Annotated in this window: 17 protein-coding genes; 8 read left to right on the top strand and 9 right to left on the bottom strand. The window is 56.9% G+C overall.

All coding sequences use genetic code 11. The features are described from left to right. Window positions 1–206 precede the first annotated feature (206 nt). From DXXMK7_RS03590 to DXXMK7_RS03575, 4 genes are all read left to right on the top strand, one after another. A complete protein-coding gene (locus tag DXXMK7_RS03590; RefSeq protein ID WP_038917898.1) occupies window positions 207–662 on the top strand; it encodes a MarR family winged helix-turn-helix transcriptional regulator in 456 nt (151 codons plus the stop codon). Further along, complete coding sequence (locus DXXMK7_RS03585; RefSeq protein WP_038917897.1) at window positions 659–1,780, top strand: HlyD family secretion protein; 1,122 nt, start codon at window positions 659–661, stop codon at window positions 1,778–1,780. The genes DXXMK7_RS03590 and DXXMK7_RS03585 overlap by 4 nt, the downstream gene beginning before the upstream one ends. Beyond that, complete coding sequence (locus DXXMK7_RS03580) at window positions 1,767–3,371, top strand: DHA2 family efflux MFS transporter permease subunit (RefSeq protein WP_038917896.1); 1,605 nt, start codon at window positions 1,767–1,769, stop codon at window positions 3,369–3,371. Before DXXMK7_RS03585 ends, DXXMK7_RS03580 begins: the two co-directional genes overlap by 14 nt. A 101-nt stretch (window positions 3,372–3,472) precedes the next feature. After that, on the top strand, window positions 3,473–4,969 hold the full coding sequence (locus DXXMK7_RS03575; protein WP_174213727.1) for a mannitol dehydrogenase family protein: 1,497 nt from the start codon (window positions 3,473–3,475) through the stop codon (window positions 4,967–4,969). 155 nt (window positions 4,970–5,124) lie between these two features. On the opposite strand, the gene DXXMK7_RS03570 is transcribed toward DXXMK7_RS03575, so the two are convergent. Next, window positions 5,125–5,334 (bottom strand): helix-turn-helix transcriptional regulator, encoded by a 210-nt coding sequence (locus DXXMK7_RS03570; RefSeq protein WP_038917895.1) that lies wholly within the window; start codon window positions 5,332–5,334, stop codon window positions 5,125–5,127. 452 nt (window positions 5,335–5,786) lie between these two features. Between DXXMK7_RS03570 and DXXMK7_RS03565 the strand changes: the two genes are divergently transcribed. The 4 genes from DXXMK7_RS03565 (at window position 5,787) to DXXMK7_RS03550 (ending at window position 12,521) form a co-directional block, all read left to right on the top strand. Then, on the top strand, window positions 5,787–7,313 hold the full coding sequence (locus tag DXXMK7_RS03565; protein ID WP_038917894.1) for an MFS transporter: 1,527 nt from the start codon (window positions 5,787–5,789) through the stop codon (window positions 7,311–7,313). Window positions 7,314–7,572: 259 nt separating this feature from the next. Then, on the top strand, window positions 7,573–9,441 hold the full coding sequence (locus DXXMK7_RS03560) for a DUF1800 family protein (RefSeq protein ID WP_231348839.1): 1,869 nt from the start codon (window positions 7,573–7,575) through the stop codon (window positions 9,439–9,441). 14 nt (window positions 9,442–9,455) lie between these two features. After that, window positions 9,456–10,679 (top strand): DUF1501 domain-containing protein, encoded by a 1,224-nt coding sequence (locus tag DXXMK7_RS03555; RefSeq protein ID WP_038917891.1) that lies wholly within the window; start codon window positions 9,456–9,458, stop codon window positions 10,677–10,679. Between the two features lie 27 nt (window positions 10,680–10,706). Next, a complete protein-coding gene (locus tag DXXMK7_RS03550; RefSeq protein ID WP_157987364.1) occupies window positions 10,707–12,521 on the top strand; it encodes an addiction module in 1,815 nt (604 codons plus the stop codon). Window positions 12,522–12,828: 307 nt separating this feature from the next. On the opposite strand, the gene DXXMK7_RS03545 is transcribed toward DXXMK7_RS03550, so the two are convergent. The 8 genes from DXXMK7_RS03545 to DXXMK7_RS03510 all read right to left on the bottom strand — a co-directional run bounded on the left by DXXMK7_RS03545 (window position 12,829) and on the right by DXXMK7_RS03510 (window position 20,311). Beyond that, on the bottom strand, window positions 12,829–13,281 hold the full coding sequence (locus DXXMK7_RS03545; RefSeq protein WP_038917890.1) for a hypothetical protein: 453 nt from the start codon (window positions 13,279–13,281) through the stop codon (window positions 12,829–12,831). A 495-nt stretch (window positions 13,282–13,776) separates the two neighbouring features. After that, complete coding sequence (locus DXXMK7_RS03540) at window positions 13,777–14,787, bottom strand: AI-2E family transporter (RefSeq protein WP_038917889.1); 1,011 nt, start codon at window positions 14,785–14,787, stop codon at window positions 13,777–13,779. Window positions 14,788–15,013: 226 nt separating this feature from the next. Beyond that, on the bottom strand, window positions 15,014–15,964 hold the full coding sequence (locus DXXMK7_RS03535) for a DUF4880 domain-containing protein (protein ID WP_038917888.1): 951 nt from the start codon (window positions 15,962–15,964) through the stop codon (window positions 15,014–15,016). Window positions 15,965–15,968: 4 nt separating this feature from the next. After that, entirely contained in the window at window positions 15,969–16,442 is a 474-nt protein-coding gene (locus DXXMK7_RS03530; protein WP_038917887.1) for a sigma-70 family RNA polymerase sigma factor, read from the bottom strand. Window positions 16,443–16,669: 227 nt separating this feature from the next. Continuing rightward, window positions 16,670–17,443 carry an ABC transporter ATP-binding protein gene (locus DXXMK7_RS03525; RefSeq protein ID WP_193745948.1) on the bottom strand — a complete coding sequence of 258 codons (774 nt, stop codon included), beginning with the start codon at window positions 17,441–17,443 and terminating at the stop codon, window positions 16,670–16,672. Between the two features lie 42 nt (window positions 17,444–17,485). Continuing rightward, a complete protein-coding gene (locus tag DXXMK7_RS03520; protein WP_082202662.1) occupies window positions 17,486–18,379 on the bottom strand; it encodes an ABC transporter ATP-binding protein in 894 nt (297 codons plus the stop codon). After that, window positions 18,351–19,154, bottom strand: coding sequence for an ABC transporter permease (locus tag DXXMK7_RS03515; protein WP_369831427.1), 804 nt, complete (start codon window positions 19,152–19,154; stop codon window positions 18,351–18,353). The genes DXXMK7_RS03520 and DXXMK7_RS03515 overlap by 29 nt, the downstream gene beginning before the upstream one ends. Window positions 19,155–19,252: 98 nt before the next feature. Further along, window positions 19,253–20,311, bottom strand: a complete 1,059-nt coding sequence (locus DXXMK7_RS03510; RefSeq protein WP_038917884.1) for an ABC transporter permease — start codon at window positions 20,309–20,311, stop codon at window positions 19,253–19,255. Window positions 20,312–20,342 lie beyond the last annotated feature (31 nt).

Raw genomic sequence — 20,342 nt, 5'->3', positions numbered from 1 at the left:
CGCCTGACTATCATCGATAACCCTCATCGATAAATCCTCATTGATAACCTTTCATTGATAAAACCCTCTCCCCACGCCGCGGTAAGGCGTAATTTGCATTAGCAGTCTGTTGCACCGCTGTTTATGATTCACTTCACAAAATCAATTGACTTATCATTAGTTGACTTGTTAACTAATAACATTTCATCTATCCCACGGACTTCATCATGTCACAGACCGAATCTTCCGCCCGTCGACGCTTCGCCCTGCAGTTGGGTCAGACCTCCCGCTTGTGGCGCCGGGTTATCGACCGGGAATTGCAACCGTATGGATTGACCCAGGCGACCTGGCTGCCGTTGCTGTTCATCGCCCGCGAAGAAACCCCCATCCACCAGAAAGCGCTGGCCGAATCGCTGGGGCTGGACGCTTCCGCTGTGGTCCGGGTACTGGATAGTCTGCAAAAGCAGGGATTTATCGAAAGACGTGAAGGCAACGATCGCCGTTTTCGCGAGATCCATCTCACCGCGCTCGGGCTGGAGCTGGTGAAGAAGGTGGAGTCTATCGCCGGTCAGGTGCGTAATCAGGCGCTGGCTGGGGTATCGGAACAGGATATTGAACAGGTCAGCCGGATCATCAATCAGGTTATCAGCAACCTCTCCCGAACCGAAAACGGTCACTCATGAATACTCACGCATCCAAACTGGCGGGGTTCCGGCGTCTGAGCCAACGCCAGCGTACCTTTTTTCTGGCCGGCGCCGCCTTGCTGTTGCTGGCGGTGCTCGTACTGGCGTACTGGTTTCATCAGCGTTTCACGCATATCGGCGAAACCGACGCCCGCGTAATGGGCGAAGTGATTTCGCTGGCCAGTCGGGAAAGCGGCTGGGTGACCGCCCGTCCCGTTATTGACGGCGATGCTATCCGCAAGGATCAATTGCTGGCGCAGATCGACGATCGCGACGCCCGTTTGCGGCTGGCGGAGCAGGAGGGCAATCTGGCCGCCGCCGATGCTCAAATCAGCTACAGCCAGACACAGCGTCAGGTCACCGATCTCACTACTCAGGCCTCGCTGGATGAAGCGCGGGCGAAACTGGCGTCGAGCGAATCCGCGGTAAACAACGCCGGTTACCAGCTCAGCCTGGCGCAGAACAACTTCCAGCGCGACGATCAACTGCTGAAAAGCAACCTCACCGCCCGCAAAACCTGGGATGAGTCCCACACCACGCTGTTGCAGCGTCAGGGCGAATTGCGGGAAGCCGAAGCCCAGCGCAGCGCTCAACAGGCGGCGTTGAACAACGCCGTGGCGCAGCGCAACACGCTGCAGGTGCTGGACCGGCAGATCGAGATGCAGCGCCAGCAGCGAATCGCGTTGCAGGCGCAGGTGGATCAGCTCAAGCAGGAGATCGCCGACCGGGCGTTGCGTTCCCCGGTGGACGGTGTGGTGGATCGCACCATTGTGAATGTGGGCAGTTACGTACAGGCCGGACAGTGGATCATGCTGGTGCACGACCCGCGCAATCTGTGGGTCGAAGCCAACATCAAGGAGACGGCCATCGGCCGGGTTCGGGTCGGTCAAAAAGTGGAGATTCAGGTGGACGCCTACCCGGACAAACATTTCAGCGGCCATGTGATCCGGGTCGGCGATGCAGCCACCAATCAGTTTGCACTGCTGCCGAGCCCGAATCCGTCCGGCAACTTCACCAAAATCACCCAGCGCGTACCGGTGCGTATCGCGCTGGACGATCCGGACAACGGCCTGAAGCCGGGCCTGATGGCGGAAGTCAGCATCAATGTCGCCGATTGAAGCCCAGGCCGCCCGTTTCGGTCACCGCTATCGCTGGCTGGCGACGGTCACCATCATGCTGGGTACCATCGCCACCACGGCCACGGCGACCATCGTCAATGTCGCGATGCATGACATCATGGGCGCGTTCGGCATGGGTCAGGATCAAGCACAGTGGCTTTCCACCGCCTTCCTGGCCTCAATGACCGCCACCATGCTGGTCACCGCCTGGACGCTGGAGCGCTTTGGCTACCGCGCCACCTACGTCGGCTCACTGGTGGTGTTCGTCGCCGGCAGCCTGCTCGGCACCTTCAGCCAGAGCAGCGCCGAGGTGATCCTCGCCCGCATTCTTCAGGGCGGCGCCAGCGGCGTGATCCAGCCACTGGCGATGATCATCATTTCGCAGGTGTTTCCGGTATCGGAACGCGGCAAAGCGATGGGTATTTATGGCGTCGGGGTAGTGCTGGCGCCAGCGCTGGGGCCGGCCGCCGGTGGGCTGATGGTCGATCAACTCGACTGGCGCGCGGTCTTCATGGTGGTGGTGCCGTTCTGTCTGGCCGGGATCGCCGCCGCACTGGTGATCCTGCCGGCTAAAAGCGCACAGACCGACAGCACGCCCCGGCGTTTCGACACCCTGGGGTTTATTCTGCTGGTGACGGCGCTGACCTCGCTGCTGGCCGGGCTGTCCAACGGGCAGCGCGAAGGCTGGGGGTCGTTCTTCATTCTCTGCCTGCTAACCACCGCCGTGATCGCCACGCTGGCGTTCATCGTCCGCGAATTCACCACGCCGCACCCTCTGCTCAGCCTGCGAGTGTTCGCCAACCCGGCGTTTACCTCCGGCTGTATCGTGGCGTTCGCGCTGGGCGCGGGTATCTACGGCTCGACTTACATCATCCCGCTGTTTGTGCAGAGCATTCAGGGATACACCCCGACCCGTTCCGGCCTGCTGCTGATGCCGGCGGGACTGGCGCTCGGCATGGTGTTCCCGCTGGCGGGATCGCTCAGCGACAAGCTCAAACCCCACCTGCTGGTGGTGGCGGGTTTGCTGCTGTTCGGGCTGTCCTGCTGGCTGTCCAGCGCGGCGGACACCGATACCCCGTTCTGGACCATGGCCTGGTGGATTGTCATCGGCCGCGTCGGGCTTGGGGTGATGTTGCCCGCCATGAACGCCGGCGCGCTGCGGGCGCTGCCGCACGCTCAGCTGGCGCAGGGCGCGGGCAGTCTCAATTTCATCCGTCAGTTGGGCGGCGCGATGGGGGTCAATCTACTGTCGGTATTTATCGAACGGCGCGCCACCTTTCACGGCCAGATGCTGGCGCAGTCGCTGACGCTGGACAATATCCGCAGCACCGACGCCATCCGCCAGCTCAGTCTGCTGTTCGGCCACGGCGGCAATCCGCTCGGCGATCCGCTCAGCACCAGCATCAACCCCGGCATCATGACCTACCTGCAATCGGTGCTGGCGCCCAAAGCGCAGATGTTCGCCTATCAGGACGGCTTTTTCATGGTGGCGATGTTCTTTTTTCTGGCGATGTTGCCCGCCTGGTTTATTCGACCGCGTCCGGTGCTAAACCCAACCTCGCAACCCGGTGCGGCCAAGGCGCCGGCATGACTCTGTGAACCGGCTTCAGAACACGCCATATGACAGTTGCCGCCCAACCGAAAGACCGTTAAGGTTGGGCGGTTAATTTTTCTCTTTTCAGGACGCCATCTATGTCCAGTAACAGTTTGTCCGGCAACGAAAAAAATCTGTCCAACACGCTGCTGCCCGCCGCAGTGCAACAACCCCGTTACGACCGTCAGTCGCTGAAGCCTCGTATCGTACACATCGGCTTCGGCGCGTTTCATCGCGCGCATCAGGCGTTGCTGACCGATCGGGTGCTCAACCGTCAGGGCGGCGACTGGGGGATTTGCGAAGTGGTGTTGTTCAGCGACGATACCCTGATTTCCGCCCTGCGCCGTCAGGATCACCGGTTTACCGTGCTGGAGAAAGCCGCCCACGGCAATCAGGCGATCGTGGTTGGCGCGGTCTGCAAGTCGCTGCACGCCCGAGTGGAAGGGATCGCGGCGATTCTGGAACAGCTGGCGGACCCGATCGTCGCGATCGTCTCGCTGACCATCACCGAGAAAGGCTACTGCCGCGCAGGCAACAAAGGAGAACTCGATCGGGACAATCCGCTGGTGCAGCAGGATCTGGCCCACCCGCGCCAACCTTCGTCGGTGCCGGGATTGCTGGCCGAAGCGCTGCGTCTGCGCCGTGAGCGAGGCATTACGCCCTTCTCCGTGCTTTCCTGCGACAACGTACCGGAAAACGGCAAAGTGACGCGTCAGGTGGTGGTGGATGCCGCACGCCTGCAGGATCCCGCGCTGGCGGACTGGATCGCGCAGCATGTCACCTTCCCCAATACGATGGTGGATCGGATAGTACCGGCCGCCACGCCGGAAACACTGAGCCAGGTAGCCGACGCCGTCGGCGTGGCGGATCCGTGCGGCATCGCCTGCGAGCCGTTTATTCAGTGGGTGGTGGAAGACAGCTTTGTCGCCGGCCGCCCCGACTGGGAACTGGCGGGCGCCCAACTGGTGGACGATGTGCTGCCGTTTGAAGAGATGAAACTGCGCATGCTCAACGGCAGCCACTCTTTCCTGGCCTACCTCGGTTATCTGGCGGGTTACGAGCATATCAACAACGCTATGGACGACCCTTGCTACCGGCAGGCGGTGCGCCACCTGATGCTGCAGGAGCAGGCGCCGACCCTGCATGTGTCCGGCGTAGACCTGACCGCCTATGCCGACCAGTTGCTTGAGCGTTTTGCCAACCCGGCGCTGAAACACCGCACCTGGCAGATTGCGATGGACGGCAGCCAGAAACTGCCCCAGCGCATGCTGGCGTCGTTACGCTGGCATCTGGCGCGCGGCAGTGACCATCGCGCGCTGACGCTGGGCGTAGCAGGTTGGATGCGTTACGTCGGCGGGGTTGATGATGCCGGCCAGGCGATCGATATCCGCGATCCGCTGGCCGCCACGTTGCAGCAGATCGTCAGCACCACCCGTGACGACGCAGAGCGGGTCCGCGGTCTGTTGTCCATCAGCGCGCTGTTTGGCGATGACCTGCCCGGCAACGCGACGTGGGTAGCGGCACTGACCGACGCTTATCTGTCGCTGCGCGACAACGGCGCCAAAGCAACCGTTGCGGCGTTATTCAACGACTGATCTGTATTCAACGACTGATCGGTGTGGCGCCATATCACACGGCGCTGACGCCATCCCCACATGCCGCGCTCAGGAAAGTACTCGGAGCGCGGCTGTTCAGATGCCGTCTGTACGCCGTGATATCCCGATGCCGCCCCTCTCAGGCGCACCGGCCATCACTCTTCCGGCGAATACTCCAGCACATCGCCAGGCTGGCAGGACAGCACCTCGCATATTCTCTGCAATGTATCGAACCGGATGCTTTTCACCTTGCCGGATTTCAGCAGCGAAAGATTCTGCTCGGTAATGCCGATCAACCCCGCCAGCTCGCGAGACTTCATCTTTTTTTGTGCCAGCAGCACGTCCAGTCTGATAATGATTGGCATAGCCCGTCTTACCAACAATTCACTCATGACCCGATAAAATACACTGTCTGGTGCCGTGAGATAAATCACACTTTGCGTCACGCGTAATATCCAGGATCACAAGCCGATCACAGTTCATCGCTATTTTTTACAATTATTCTTGATTTTTGCGGGCCGGCATTGCGAAATAACGATGATAGTTTCACCACCTTCCCCGACGCTATCGTTCCTGCCGCCGATAATTTTTATCGTCTTACGATAAAAAAATGATGCCAACCGACAAACATCGCGTTTTTCAGGTCAATACTCGTGATCAAATTAAAAAACTTATTTCATGATCTCCCTGACAGATTCCTATTAAAAGCAGCCAGGAGTGGGATGGCTAGTTTACTTTTGTCTCGAACGGGCAAATGATAAGAACATAAGTTCATTTCAAATGAAATAATGTTTTAATATTGTTAGGCGAATTGATCATGAGTAAACCCATAACTTTGAAACACACGCTCTGTTACGGCAGCGCGAACTTGCTAGGCAGTGGCGCCTTAGCCATTAGTGGCGCCTGGCTAATGTACTTCTATACCACCTTTTGTGGATTGTCTCTGGTTGAGGCCGCTGCCATTTTCTCCGTGGCCAGCGTCATCGACGCCATCAGTAACCCGATCATGGGTTACATCAGCGACAACTTCTACAATACCCGCATCGGCCGCATGTTCGGTCGCCGTCGCTTCTTCATCCTGCTCGGTATTCCTTTGGTACTGGTCTACCCGATGCTGTGGATGGAAGGGCTCGGCTTCTGGTACTACCTGTCGACCTATGTGCTGTTCGAGCTGATTTACACTTCCATCATGGTGCCGTACGAAACGCTCGCCACCGAGATGACCACCGACTTCAAAGTCCGCTCCAAACTGACCGGCTCCAAAGCCATCTTCGGTAAGGTCGCCAACTTCCTGGCCGCCTTTATTCCGGGGCAGTTCATCGGTATCTACGGTAAAGACTCCGCCACGCCGTTCTTCTACACCGGTCTGGCTTATGGCTTCATCATGTGTGCGGCGATGATCGCCCTCTACTTCACTTCCTGGGAACGTTCTCCGAGCGAAGTGGCGCGTGAACACACCCAGAACCTGTGGCAGTCGCTGAAAAAACTCAGCATCGACATGGCGTCTACTTTCCGTCTGCGTATTTTCCGTAAACACCTCGGGATGTACCTGTTCGGTTTCGGTGCTGAATGGCTGTTCGCTTCCGCCTTTACCTATTTCATCGTATTCGGTCTGAAGCAGAGCACCGCGGTAGTGTCCCAGCTCAACAGCTTCAGTTCGATTATGCAGTTTATCTCCACCTTCCTCTTCATCGGCATCTGCGTGAAAATGGGCTTCGGTCGCCCGTATCGCCTGGCGCTGACGGTGGTAATTGTCAGCGTGATCGCCTACGCAGCGCTCTATTTCACTGGCTGGTCTCAAACTGCGACCATCATCGTCCTGTTCGGTATCACCGCTATCTTCGGTCTGAGCACCGGCGGTATCTACTACATTCCCTGGACGGTCTACACCTTCCTGGCGGACGTGGATGAAGTGCTGACCGGTCGTCGCCGTGAAGGGATTTACGCCGGCGCCATGACCTTCGCCGGTAAGATGGTGCGTTCCGTTATCGTCTTCGCCATGGGCTGGATTCTGAGCCAGTTCGGATTCGTATCCGGCAAAGCGGCACAGCCGGAAAGCGCCGTGCTGGCGATTGTGGGCGTGTTCTCTCTGGGCGTGGTTGCTCTGGCGGTCGTCGCGATCTACTACAGCACCCAGATGCGTCTGGACCGTAAGAATCACATGATTCTGCTGCAGGAAATTGCTCGTATCAAAGCTGGCGGTGCGATTGCCGATGTTCCAGCGGAAGCCCGCGCGGTTGCCGAAGAACTGACCGGCTGGAAATACGAACAGTGCTGGGGCAATAACCCGCTCGGTATGCAGCAAGACGTTCCGGAACCAGTGGTTGCGACGTCTCATCGCTAAGATTACCCTCGGTCTATCATCATTCAATGCCGCCCTCCGGGCGGCATTTTTCTTTTCTTAATTCTTATCGGCTCTCTCTTTCTTTCCCGACACCAACAGGGGGGGAACGGTTCCACCTGGCACGTCGGCTAAAACACCATAAAGTAGTCCATACAGCAGGATGCTGTAGTTTCGGACCACTAAGGAAACAGCCACGATGCCAGCATACTTTTCCGTCCTTTGCGCACGCCTATCACGTCGCTTTTTCATCCGTTCATCTATGGCTGGAATCTTGCTGCTGGTTTGTACCAGCGCCAGCGCACTGACCGTCGATGAAGCCAGGCATTTACTGGGACGAACCAGTTTTGGCGCCAGTCAGCAAGATATCAACGCGTTACTGCCGTTATCCAAAGAGCAGGCGGTCTCACGGTTATTATCATCACTTGAGCAACCCAACTACCTCCAACCCCCGTCTTACCTTTCACAACCGCGCCCGAATTACTGGGACAAGGACTGGGAAAAACAGGACGTGGTGGCTTATCGCATCAATGAAATTAGCCAGTTGCAGAGTTGGTGGATACAGGAAATGATTGAAACCCCCTCGCCATTTGCCGAACGTCTGGCCCTGTTCTGGCACAACCATTTTGTTTCACGTTTCCAGAACACTCGCGTTTCCGCGCCTTTTTATGATCAACTGATGTTGTTTCGCCAATGGGGCGGAAAAAGCTTTCGTGAACTGCTGAAAGGAATACTGCGCGATCCGATGATGTTAAGCGGGCTGGACAACGTTAAAAACACCCGTATCTCTCCCAATGAAAATCTGGCTCGCGAACTGATGGAACTGTTCACACTGGGCATCGGCCGCTATAGCGAACAGGACGTTAAGCAGGTGGCCCGCCTGCTGGCCGGGCATACCGTAGACCAAAATCAGGGTTGGTATTACAAGGTCAACGAGCAGGACAGGGACACGGGCGTAAAAACCGTACTCGGTCAAACCATTGCCGCAAGCGCCTCGGACGAACTGGATCAACTGGTGGAGGTTTTACTGCGGCAACCCAGCACCGCGGAACGGATTGCCGCCAAATTTTTCTACGAATTCGTATCCTTGCAGCCCAATGCTAGCGAAATTGCCCAACTGGCCACCACGCTACGTGAAAGTAACTATGACCTGAATGCACTGCTGAAAACCCTGTTGCTCAGCGAGGCATTCTGGGCGCTGGAGAACCGCGGCAGTCTGATCAAATCACCACTGGATCTGGTTGTCGGATTTGCGCGCACTTTCCGCCTGCGCCTGCCGGATTATCGTGTACTGGCCGACTACAGCGAAGTGCTGGGGCAGGAACCGTTCCTGGCACCGGATGTTTCTGGCTGGAAAGGGGGCTATCACTGGCTTAACAATAGCAAGATCATTAACAGAAAACGCATTATTGAACGATTGTGGGTCGCCGTTGATCAATCACGCAAGCTCGCCGCGACGCCGACCGACGGCCTGCATATCCGCTTCAACTCAGAATACCGCCGCACGCCCGCGCAATTCAGCGTGCGCGTCAACGGCCGGCCGGTAGCCGATATCACGGCGCAGGCCGGTTTGCACACCCAGGGTATCGAGAAGGCGTCCAATGAGTCTGCGGCGATGAAACCGATGTGGGAAAACGCGCATATCCCGGTTTCCGCACTGCCGGCAAACCCGAAAACCGTCACCATCGCCTTTACGCTGACGGATGTGGATACCCATCTATTTATCAACTGGATAGCGCTGAACGGGCAGCGTTACAACCCGGCGGGGTCGCGCTGGGTCAATACCACATACGGGCGTTGTCCACTGGGGGTGCCGCCAGCCTCCTTTTATTGCGACGCCCAGTTGGAATTCACGCTGAACCCGGCAAGCAGTCCGGAACAGGCGTCACTGGACGACCTGCGCACACCGTTGAATTCCAGTATCGAATACGGTACGGCGCGCCTGCAGCTGATGCCGCAACAAGCATCGGCTAACACGCCGCCCCCACTGACTCAAATGCCGCCACTCATGCCAACGTTCACCGACGATATGGCACCGATGATGCAGGAAACGTCCGTCAGCCAGGTGTTAAGTCTGCAACAGCAAATCTACCGGCTCCTCACGCTAGACCCGGCATATAACCTGAAATAACTCATGGAGTTGTTATGGATAAATCTATCCTGCGTACCCGCAGAAACCTGCTGAAACTGTTTGGTTCGCTGCCGCTGGTGTCATTATTACCAACATCGTCGCTGGCGGAAAATCTTCAGGCGCTGAGTCGGCAAACCGGTCGGCGTCGGCTGATTATTCTGGAATTATTTGGCGGCAACGATGCGCTGAATACGCTCATTCCTTACCGCGACCCGCTCTATCGTCGCTACCGCCCCAATCTGGCGATTTCCCCCAAGGATTGGATCAGCTTAAGTGATGAGCTGGCGTTTAACCCGTCATTCAAACCTCTGGGAGAACTTTATCAGCGCGGCGAGCTGGCCGTGATACCGGACGCAGGCTATCCCAATCCATCGCTGTCGCATTTCGATTCCACCGCTATCTGGAACACCGGCTATGTTGACACAGCACAGCGTTCCGGATGGGCTGGACGCACTATCGCGGCAAACCGTAGCTGGGCCGTGCCCCATGACGCCAACGGCATCGTTTTTTCTGGTTCGCCCGCGTTTCTACAGCAAGAGGGGGTACGCATTCTGGAACTTCAGGATACCAGCGCCCTGATGTCCTCCGATGACGTGGCGCTACGGCCTGCCGTTCAAGCGCCTAATTCAGCGACTCACTACATCCGTTCATTGCTTGAAAACCATCGCGATATCAGCCAACGAATCCGGCAAAAACTCAACCGCCCCAACCCGTTCGAACGGCTGTTCAGGAGCAGCGAGTACGGCTACCTGGAGCCGATTTACATTCAGGGCGCACAACTCCTGTGGCTGATTGCCTGCGATGTAGACACGCCGGTATTTAAGCTAGGCATGTCTGGGTTTGATTTACATGGTTTGATGAATGAACTGCACCGTCCGCTATTACATCAGGTGGCCACGCTGCTGATGGGATTACGGCGGGGATTAATGGACATCGGCACCTGGCAGGACACGCTGATTCTGGTGCAATCCGAGTTTGGCCGTCGCCCGGAGGAAAATGCCTCCGGCGGCACCGATCACGGCACCAGTGGTGTCGCCCTACTGCTGGGCGGCGCGTTAAGCGGCGGGATTTATGGCTCACCCAGTGACCTTGGTAAGCTGGATGAGGCGGGAAATCCATACTTTACCACTGACTTTCGCCGTATTTACTCCAGTATTGTGACCGATTTTTGGCGGCTGCCTCACAATCCATTACGGAATGAAGGCTTTGAACCACTGGCCTTGCGCCTTTCGGCCTAAACGCTCATGTTGACAAGGATGACTCTCATGAACAGGATTTCCCCCGCTCTTGCCGCCGGAAACCGGGCAATACCACAGACGGATACGTTTGCTGTAGCGATTGAAGCGCTGCCGGAGGGCAGACTGATTTATCCCCGGCACTTACCTGCCACCAGTAAAATAATGGCCTGTGTAACGCTATACAATGAGCCGCCCGCAGCGCTGCTGAATACGCTGACAGCGTTGTGCGCCAGCCAGTTTTCCACCACGCTCGAAGACGCGCCGTCGCCCCCGCTGGTGATATGCATGGTTACCGATGGCGAAGCGGCACTGCATCCGCAAACTCGGACACAGTTGTCTTCGCTGGGTTTTGACCTGTCTTCTCCATCACCGCCTTCCGACGCCGATAAAAATATGGGTAACCAGTTGACGCTTCAGTGCCTTACCTTATCCGCCAGTGAAATATTGCCGCCGTCGCCACGCATCTCCCCCACACAGAACGCATTATCATCGGTGACGCTGGTACTGGCTCTTAAGCACCATAATCGCGGCAAACTGGACTCACACAGCTGGTTTTTCCGCCATATTTGCCGGCTGATCACGCCGAGCTATGCTCTGCAAATTGATACCGGCTCTGTTCCCGATGCTCATTGCCTGTCTCGCCTGCATGACTATCTGGAAGAACACCACCACTGTGGGGCGGTGACAGCCCGTATCCTCACCCCGCCGCCGACCGACCGGCGACTGATACTGAACTGGCAATATGGCGACTTTTGGTGGGAAAAAATCACTGACTGGCCCGTCAACCAACGGCTGGGGTATATGGAGGTCGTGCCGGGTCAATGCAGCCTGATTCGCTATGCAACGTTCAGCATGCCGTCTTCAACCACGTCATCGCCACTTCAGCGTTATTTACGCGGCCTGCACCCGCAGGGCTTGCTGGAGCATAACCAATTTCTGGCTGAAGATCGGGTGTTGGGGTTTGAGATAGTCAGGGAGAGTATTCCGCCTTCTACGACCGAATATCGTTCTGACGCCATACTGGAAACCGATCCCTGCCACACCTTTGCCGAACTGGTGCGACAACGGCGCCGCTGGATTAACAGCACACTGGCGGTACGAGCCACCACCTTGCTGGCCTTGCCCGCGCTATGGCGACAAAACACGCTCTCATCGGCCAGAAAAAGGCAAATCATCGCGTCCCTGTTCTGGAATTACAGCCAACTGCTTACCTTGTTTCTCTTCCCTTCGCTGTTTAGTGTATTGGGAGCCGCGGGTGTCGAATCATTCGTTCCGACTTCATTCGGTGAAACCGCACGCTATGTGGCGGCAGGCAGCCTGCTTGGGCTCTGGTGCGGCGTGCTGTGGCTCAGTCGGATATACAACGTCAACACCCCGACGGGGGTACGCCTGCATAGTTTTGCCATCAGCATGATGGGGCTCATCATCAATCTGATCATGCTTATCAACATCAGTAACCACCCGGTGCCAGGCAGCTTTCTCCTGCTGGTGCCGCTACTGGCGCTGCTCTTATCTTCATTGAGGAACCTAAATACGTTATGGCGCGTAGCAGTTTTTTATTTACCGAGTCTGCCGTTCTTCCACTTTTATCTCACGAGCTATTCTGTGGCGAATTTCAGCGATATTAGTTGGGGTACAAAAGGATTGACGCAACAAACCAAGCTCTCCCAGTCAGGGGCCTGGTCACGACAGCGTGACATACTGCTGTGCGCCTGGGTTGGATGTAATACGGTACTGACGTTTTCCATGCTGGTGTTGGGGCAGCAGGCCAGCACGACTTTTGTGTCTATCTTTATTCTATTTATGCTGGCGCGTTATCTGTGCGCCGCACTATGTAGGTAGCCGCCTGACCGAGCGTATTCTTCTTTTCTGTGCCAGCCGGGTTCTCTCAACGCGACAGCCGCAATAACCTGACAACAGTATCATCCGGAACGTACCATAATATATATCTGGTGCGTTTCGGACTACTCGCTGTGCCAAAAATCGGTTCAGTCAGTCGTATTATTTTATCCGCCGCCATTACCTTTCTATTTTTTACCTTATCTGCAAACGTTAGGCATACCAATTGAAGAGTTAAAGGCTGAATAACTCCCAATCGTTTTCAGCCGCATATATATACTGCCACGAAATAGTCAGATGATGCGGCCGACTATCCGTCGGCCATAATTTTTCGTAACGCACGCTCTGTCATGCCAAAATCCCGCGCGATCTGCTCCAGGTTCACGCCTGACTGTAATAGCAATCTAATCGCAACATTTCTCAGCTTCAGATAGATCCCCCATGCAGAGGGAATGTCCAGCACACTATCAGAAGCTGAGTGCAGTAACATGTTCCGGTATGTTTTTTCCGATAACGCGATGCCTACTTTTTGTGTAAACGCGGCATAATCTTTATTAATATAGATCCGACAGCCGCCATAACGCCTGACAAACTCCAGCATTATGTCGAACCCATCATTTTCAATTAATTCGGAAACCAGCCAGGGTAATGTTGCGAGCACGTCGATTTTATTATTCTGATAGAAATCATCAAATAAATAGAAACGCGGATCGTCAACAGAAGGCAATCCAGAGAAAATCCCCTGAAGTATTCTATAATCCATAATTACTCCTATCCTTGAGCAATATATTTTATTTATATACCCAAAACAGTTTTAGTTGCAGAAAAAAAACACTTGCGTTTTGAACAACGCAACGCGTTGGCCTTCAGGACGAGGCCATGAATAGGCCAGGTAATAAAGACAGCACTCCTGCAATTTAACGTATGACGGGTATAATAATTAAAGGCATCAAATAGCCTTATTCTTATAAAAATCATCAGCCCAGAAACTGATGTTTTTTCAGCCTACAATAAAAAAATAAAAGACAAGGATATCTATTTAACGAAAGGGTGGCTCTAATATTTATAATATATCTCGTATTACCAATACGTTGGCTATATGACGTTCATCATCACCTATAGATAATCAGGAAAACATTATTATTGTCAGAGTAATATATGACTATCTACGAAAACATAGCCAGGTCGTCTGCGCACACGACCTGGCTATGAATGGTTATGCGGCTGAGGCTGCATCCGGTAATGATGCAGGCGCAGCCTAAATCAGCGCCGCTTCCCGTAGTTCGCTTTTTAGGTAGGCGTAGTAAATGGGTGCGGCAATCACGCCGGAAATACCGAATGCGGCTTCAAACACCAGCATCGCCAGCAGAATCTCCCAGGCGTGCGCCTTGATGCGGGTGCCGACAATCTGGGCATTGAGGAAATACTCCAGTTTGTGGATCAGCATCAGATAGACCAGCGCCAGCAGCGCGATCGGCACAGAAATCGACAGCGCGGCGATGAACACCACCGAGTTGGAGATCAGATTGCCAATCACCGGCAGCAAACCAAAAATGAAGGTCAGCACCACCAGCGTTTTGGCAAACGGCAGATGAATGCCGAAGCCGGGCAGCACGCCCAGAATGAAAATGGCGGACAGCACCGTGTTTACCAGCGAAATCTTCACCTGCGCGAACACGATGTTGCGAAACGAGGAGGACAACAGCGCCACCCGGTGCATCAGTTCGGTTTTCAGCAACGGCTTATCCACCGTCGGCTCGATGTTATACAGGGAGATGATCGCCCCGAGGATCATGCCGATCAGCATGGTGACGAAACCGTGCAGGAAATCTTTCCCCATGTTTTGCAGCATCACCACGTGCTTTTGCAGCCACATCACGAACTCGTGCTGCAACTCCTCCACGCTGACCGGCAGATAGCCCGGCAGGTAGGTCATGATCTGCTTTTGCACATCGTCGAGAATAAAGGCGATGCGGGCGTTGAACACACTGGTGTCTTTCATTTCCTGCATCAGCAACCCGACCAACGCGCCGAAAATCACGCTCAACAGGCAGACCACCAGCGTGCTGATCACCGCCACCACCGCCAGCCGGGCGCGTTTGCCGCTGATCACCTTCTGGAAATACGGCGTCAGCAGATTAATGATTTCATACACCAAAAAACCGGCGATAAAGCAGGCAAGCAGGCGCAGCTCAATCAAGAGCAACAGCCCCCCCATGATAAAGACGAAGCTCAACAATCTGGCCTGTTTCAAATTCAACAACTGCATATGACATCCTGTTTCGTACTGCTACGTCAGGGGAATCGCAGCGCCTGCCAACGAAGGGGATCGCCCCGTCGCCAGAGGTGGCAATACTCTGACCGTGAAATAATATTTCAGCGACCATTCTTAGCATTTTAACCACGAAACACCAGCGTGATTAGCGTCATTTTTGGGCGTCTATCGTGTGGATAGACAAGGTAATGGCGGGAAAAATTTCAGAAACGGCAGGAAATTACGCCTGACGCGAGCGGATCATCACCCACCAGTGAAAACGCTGAGAAAGGGTGATCGGCAGGGTTTTCGTCAACGCATTGAACAGCCGTTCGGTGTCCTGCAACGGGAACACCCCGGAAATACGCAGCGCCGCCACGCCGTCATCCAGTTGGAAATGCAGCCGCTGATAACGGGCGATCTCCCCGGTCAACTGATCCAGCCGCATATTATCGGCCACCAGCACGCCGCCCGACCAGCTTTGCCGGAAGGCTTGCACCGCCACCGGCGGCTGCCACTGTTCGCGCGAGTAAGTCACTTCTTGCCCGGCAGGCAACCGCAGGCGATGGTCAGCTCCGGCGCCCAGTTGCAAGTGCGCTTCGCCGCCGAACACCGCCAGACAGCTGCGCTGCTCCCAGGTTCGCAGGGACAGCTTACAAGATGAAGCGGGCATCACGCTGCCCTGCCCCGTTTCCAGCCGCAGCACCGTATTCCCGCCGGCTGCTCGCTCCAGCAACAGTTCACCCGACAGCAGTTGCAGCACCAGTTCCTCGTTCTGATGGCGAACATTCAGCGCCGAATCGGTATTCAGCCATACCTGAACCCCTTGCGCCAACGTCAGCTGACGGCGTTCTCCCACGCCGGTGCGATAATCGGCGGCATAGCTGCGCCACGGCAGGCTATAGCCTAATGCCCCGCTCACACTGGTCAGCACCAGCAGTTTAAGCGCGCTACGCCGCTCGCGCCCCTGACGGCTCAGCACCGAGGAGATCAGCCGGTTGTCCGGCGTCTGAAAACGCGCCTGAATCTGTTCCACCTGACGCCAGGCCAGTTGATGACGTTCATCGCTCTCCAGCCAGCGGCGCCAGGCGCGCCGCTCCTGTTCGCCGCATCCTTCGTCGTGCAGCGTGGCGAACCACTCCGCCGCGGCGGACAGGATATCGGAAGACAAGGAGGAGGACGGCGACGTCATGGTATTACGCTTGAGCGGTCAGGCAGGTCAGCATGGCCTGCGCCATGTACTTTTTCACCATGCGCTCCGACACCATCAGGCGTTCCGCTACCTGACGATAGGTCAGCCCTTCCAGTTGCACCCACAGGAACGCCTGTCGGGCTTTGGACGACAACGAGGACAACAACGCGTCGATCTCCACCAGCGCATCGACGATCATCGCCTGCGCTTCCGGCGACGGACTGACCACAAACTCCTGGCTGGCCAGCGTCTGCAAATACGCCTGTTCCAGATCTTTGCGCCGCCAGTGATTGACCATCAGCCCATGCGCCACGGTGCTAAGCCAGGCGCGCGGTTCACGAATCGGTTCGGCGGGAAAGTGCGTCAGCAACCGCAGAAAGGTATCCTGCGCCAGATCCGCCGCCTGCTGGGAACAGCCGAGGCGACGCCGCAGCCATCCTTGCAGCCAGGAATGGTGCTCGGAATAGATCTGCTGCACACGCCGTTGGTCATCATGGCGGTCATCAGCCTGTTCGGGGCAAAGGGCGGCGGAGTGATTCACGTTGCTGGCTCGTCAGAAAACAATCAAATGATTTTCATTCTCAATATTATCAATGTCAACCTTTTATCCGCCCGTTTCCAGAATGGAAACGGGAAGGCAACCGCCGTCGCCCTCCCGTCTTATTACGCATCCGTCTTATGCACATCCATCCATAGACGCCCGGTTTACATCCGCTCCGATCGCACCGCCAAATCCCGACTGTACTGTCGGCTGGCATCCACCAACATCGTGGTATAAGCACTTTTGGGCGTATCGCGGGCTAAATCGCCGATCGCGAGCGTTTCCAGAATACGGCCATATTGCATCACCGCGACGTTGTGGCACAGGTGCGCTATCACCCCCAAATCGTGCGTCACCATGAGGTAGGTCAATTTCTCCTGCTGCTGTAATTCCGCCAGCAGATTGAGGATTTCCGCCTGCACGGACACATCCAGCGCCGAGGTGGGTTCATCCAGCAGCAGCACCCGCGGTTCCAGAATCAACGCTCTGGCGATCGCCACGCGCTGACGCTGCCCGCCGGAAAGCTGGTGAGGATAGCGGCGGCGAAACTGCGGTCCCAGCCCCACCTTGCCCAATAACGTACCGATACGGTCATCCCGATCGTCGAAGCGATGAATTAACAGCGGTTCTTCCAGAATCGTCTCCACCGTATGACGCGGGTGCAGCGAACCATAGGGATCCTGAAACACCATCTGCACCCGTCGGCAGCGCGCCTGCTCGATACGATGCGCCAGCGGTTGACCATCGATCCATAACTGCCCCTGCCAGTGATTGAACAGCCCGGCCAGACATTTCAGCACCGTGGTTTTTCCGGAACCGGATTCGCCGACCAGACCGAAGATCTCACCGTCATTGACGGTGAGATTCACATCGTACAGCACCTGATTTTGCGCGCTTCCCTCGCCGAACGTCAGGTTCAGGTTACGCACCTCAATCATCGCCCGCGTCTTGTGGTTTGCCTCAGTCGTCATATGCGCTCCTTAGGGGTTAAGCCAGGCTGGATCGCGATTCATGACCGGCAGGCGCGGCCGCGGATGATCGATATCCGGCAATGAATTGAGCAAACCTCGGGTGTAGGGGTGTTGCGCATGGTCCAGATCGACGGCCGCGATCGATTCCACCACCCGGCCGGCGTACATCACCAGCACCCGATCGCAGAAGCTGCGTACCAGATTGATGTCGTGACTGATAAAGATCAGCCCCAGACCGCGCTCGCTCACCAGATCATCCAGCATCGCCAGCACCTGCAGGCGCACGGAGACATCCAGCGCCGAGGTCGGCTCGTCGGCAATCACCACTTCCGGCTCGGTGATCAGCATCATCGCGATCATAATGCGCTGCCCCTGACCGCCGGAAACCTCGTGCGGGTACAGGCCGTATACCCGTTCCGGCTGGCGGATGCGCACGATGTCCAGCATCGCAATCACCTTTTCCTTCGCCGCCTGCCGCGAGACGCGGTGGTGCGCAAGATAGGCTTCGGCGATCTGATCGCCGACGCACACTACCGGATTCAGCGAATACTTAGGATCCTGCATGATCATGGAGATGCGTTTGCCGCGAATCTGGCGCATCCGCGCTTCATCCGCCGCCAGCAGGTCAATGCCGTTAAAATCCATCCGGTCGGCGGTGATGCGGGCGCTACGCGGATGCAGCCGCAACAGCGCGCGCCCGACGGTGGATTTGCCGGAGCCGGATTCACCGACAATCGCCAGCTTTTCACACCCCAGCGAGAAGGACACGCCGCGCACGGCATCGGTCACCGCGCGGCCATTGACGAAACTCACCCGCAGATTGTCCACCTCCAGCAGCGAACCTGCTTCCAGCTTGCGGTGAGCCGCATTCACATTATTCAGTTCTGGGATCGAGGATGTCACGTAAGCCGTCTCCAAGGAAATTGAACGCCAGACTGTTGATCAAAATCGCCAGCCCCGGAATCGTCACCAGCCACCAGCACTCCATCATGTAGCGGCGGCCGGCCGAAATCATCGCCCCCCATTCCGGGTCGGGCGGCTGCGCCCCCAGCCCGAGAAAGCCCAGACCGGCCGCGGTCAGAATGATCCCGGCCATGTTCATGGTGATACGGATAATCACCGACGGCAGGCACAGCGGCACAATGTGGTGCAGCAGAATGCGCAGCGAAGACGCGCCCTGCAGTTTCACCGCCGAGACAAAATCAGCCTGACGCAGCGACAGGGTTTCCGCCCGCGCCAGACGCGCTATCGGCGGCCAGGCGGTGAGCGTAATGGCGATCACCACATGCTCCAGCCCCGGGCCGAGCGCCGCCACAAACGCCAGCGCCAGCACCAGACTGGGAAAAGAGATAAAGATATCGGTGATGCGCATCAGAATGGTGTCGACCACCCCGCCGTAATACCCCGCGACCACGCCCAGCAGCAGCCCGATCGGCCCGACGGTGATCGACACCAGCGCCACGATATACAGCGTGATGCGGGAGCCGTACACCAGACGACTAAACACATCGCGTCCGAACTCGTCGGTGCCGAACCAATGGCTGGCGCTCGGCGCCTGCAGCGTGTTGGCGAGATCCTGCGCCAGCGGGTCATGGGTGGCCAGCCACGGCGAAAAAATGGCCATTAGCATCAGCACCAGAACAATCGCCGACCCTATCGCCGTCAGCGGGTTGCGCATCAACAGCGACAGAAAACCCAGAATACGCGCGCCGCGCAGCTTCAAACGGCCGGCGCGCTTGTGCGGCCGGGCGCGCAATACCGGCTCGGAGGAAATCGTCATACTCTCGTCCTCGGATCAAAGACCTGATACAGCATGTCCGACAGCAGATTCAGGCTGACGAAAATCAACCCGACCAGCAGGACACAACCCATCACCGCGTTCATGTCGCCCAGCAACAGGCTACCGGTGAGATAAGAGCCAAACCCCGGCCACGAGAACACGGTTTCAATTAATACCGCGCCTTCCAGCAGCGACCCGTAAGCCAGCGCCACCACCGTCAGCAGTTGCACCAGAATGTTGCGGAACGCGTGCGCCCACACGACGCGAAACTCCGACAGCCCTTTCACCCGCGCGGTGATGATGTATTCCTGCGACAGCTGCGCCAGCATGAAACTGCGCGTCATGCGGCTGATGTACGCCAGCGAGTGGAACCCCAGCAGAGTGGCGGGCAGCACCAGATGATTGAGCGCGCTGCGAAACACCTCCCAGTTGCCGTCCAGCATGGCGTCGACCAACAGCAGGCCGGTGCGGTTTTCCACCAGCCCGTCATAGGCCATGTCCACCCGCCCGGCGCCGCCAACCCAGTTCAGCCAGGCATAGAACACCAGCAGCCCCATCATCCCCACCCAAAAGATCGGGGTGGAATAGCCGGCCAGGCTGATGAAACGCACCACATAGTCCGCCCATTTGCCACGCCTTGCCGCCGCCAGCACGCCGAGCGGCACGCCCAGACCGGCGCCGACGATGATCGCCATCGTCGCCAGTTCAATGGTGGCGGGAAAAACGCGAATAATGTCGTCGATAACCGGGCGGCCGGTCAGCAGCGCATTGCCAAGATCGCCATGCAGCAGCGCGTTGAAATAGATCCAAAACTGAACGTATAGCGGCTTATCCAGCCCCAGTTGCTGGTAAACCTGTTGGTAGGTGCTTTGGTCGGCATCCTGCCCCACGATCGCCAGCACCGGATCGATGGGCATGACGCGACCGATAACAAACGTCAGGATCAATAAGCCGAACAATGTGACCACAACCTGGAATAAGCGTTTCGCCAGCCGGCGCAACACGCCGCCCGGTTTAAGCCACTCGCCTGGTTTGATCCGATCAGAGAAAACCATGTTCTTTCTCCCGAGCCCCCGGCCGGCGACG

The sequence above is a fragment of the Dickeya sp. MK7 genome, from assembly GCF_000406305.1.
Lineage (GTDB): Bacteria > Pseudomonadota > Gammaproteobacteria > Enterobacterales > Enterobacteriaceae > Dickeya > Dickeya fangzhongdai.
Note: the sequence above shows the minus strand (reverse complement) of the source record. Positions and strands in the feature narration are given on the sequence as shown.

Coding starts and splice junctions, on each gene's coding strand:
- DXXMK7_RS03590 (WP_038917898.1), top strand. CDS start 207: ATGTCACAGACCGAATCTTCCGCCCGTCGACGCTTCGCCCTGCAGTTG.
- DXXMK7_RS03585 (WP_038917897.1), top strand. CDS start 659: ATGAATACTCACGCATCCAAACTGGCGGGGTTCCGGCGTCTGAGCCAA.
- DXXMK7_RS03580 (WP_038917896.1), top strand. CDS start 1,767: ATGTCGCCGATTGAAGCCCAGGCCGCCCGTTTCGGTCACCGCTATCGC.
- DXXMK7_RS03575 (WP_174213727.1), top strand. CDS start 3,473: ATGTCCAGTAACAGTTTGTCCGGCAACGAAAAAAATCTGTCCAACACG.
- DXXMK7_RS03570 (WP_038917895.1), bottom strand. CDS start 5,334: ATGCCAATCATTATCAGACTGGACGTGCTGCTGGCACAAAAAAAGATG.
- DXXMK7_RS03565 (WP_038917894.1), top strand. CDS start 5,787: ATGAGTAAACCCATAACTTTGAAACACACGCTCTGTTACGGCAGCGCG.
- DXXMK7_RS03560 (WP_231348839.1), top strand. CDS start 7,573: ATGGCTGGAATCTTGCTGCTGGTTTGTACCAGCGCCAGCGCACTGACC.
- DXXMK7_RS03555 (WP_038917891.1), top strand. CDS start 9,456: ATGGATAAATCTATCCTGCGTACCCGCAGAAACCTGCTGAAACTGTTT.
- DXXMK7_RS03550 (WP_157987364.1), top strand. CDS start 10,707: ATGAACAGGATTTCCCCCGCTCTTGCCGCCGGAAACCGGGCAATACCA.
- DXXMK7_RS03545 (WP_038917890.1), bottom strand. CDS start 13,281: ATGGATTATAGAATACTTCAGGGGATTTTCTCTGGATTGCCTTCTGTT.
- DXXMK7_RS03540 (WP_038917889.1), bottom strand. CDS start 14,787: ATGCAGTTGTTGAATTTGAAACAGGCCAGATTGTTGAGCTTCGTCTTT.
- DXXMK7_RS03535 (WP_038917888.1), bottom strand. CDS start 15,964: ATGACGTCGCCGTCCTCCTCCTTGTCTTCCGATATCCTGTCCGCCGCG.
- DXXMK7_RS03525 (WP_193745948.1), bottom strand. CDS start 17,443: ATGATTGAGGTGCGTAACCTGAACCTGACGTTCGGCGAGGGAAGCGCG.
- DXXMK7_RS03515 (WP_369831427.1), bottom strand. CDS start 19,154: ATGCGCAACCCGCTGACGGCGATAGGGTCGGCGATTGTTCTGGTGCTG.
- DXXMK7_RS03510 (WP_038917884.1), bottom strand. CDS start 20,311: ATGGTTTTCTCTGATCGGATCAAACCAGGCGAGTGGCTTAAACCGGGC.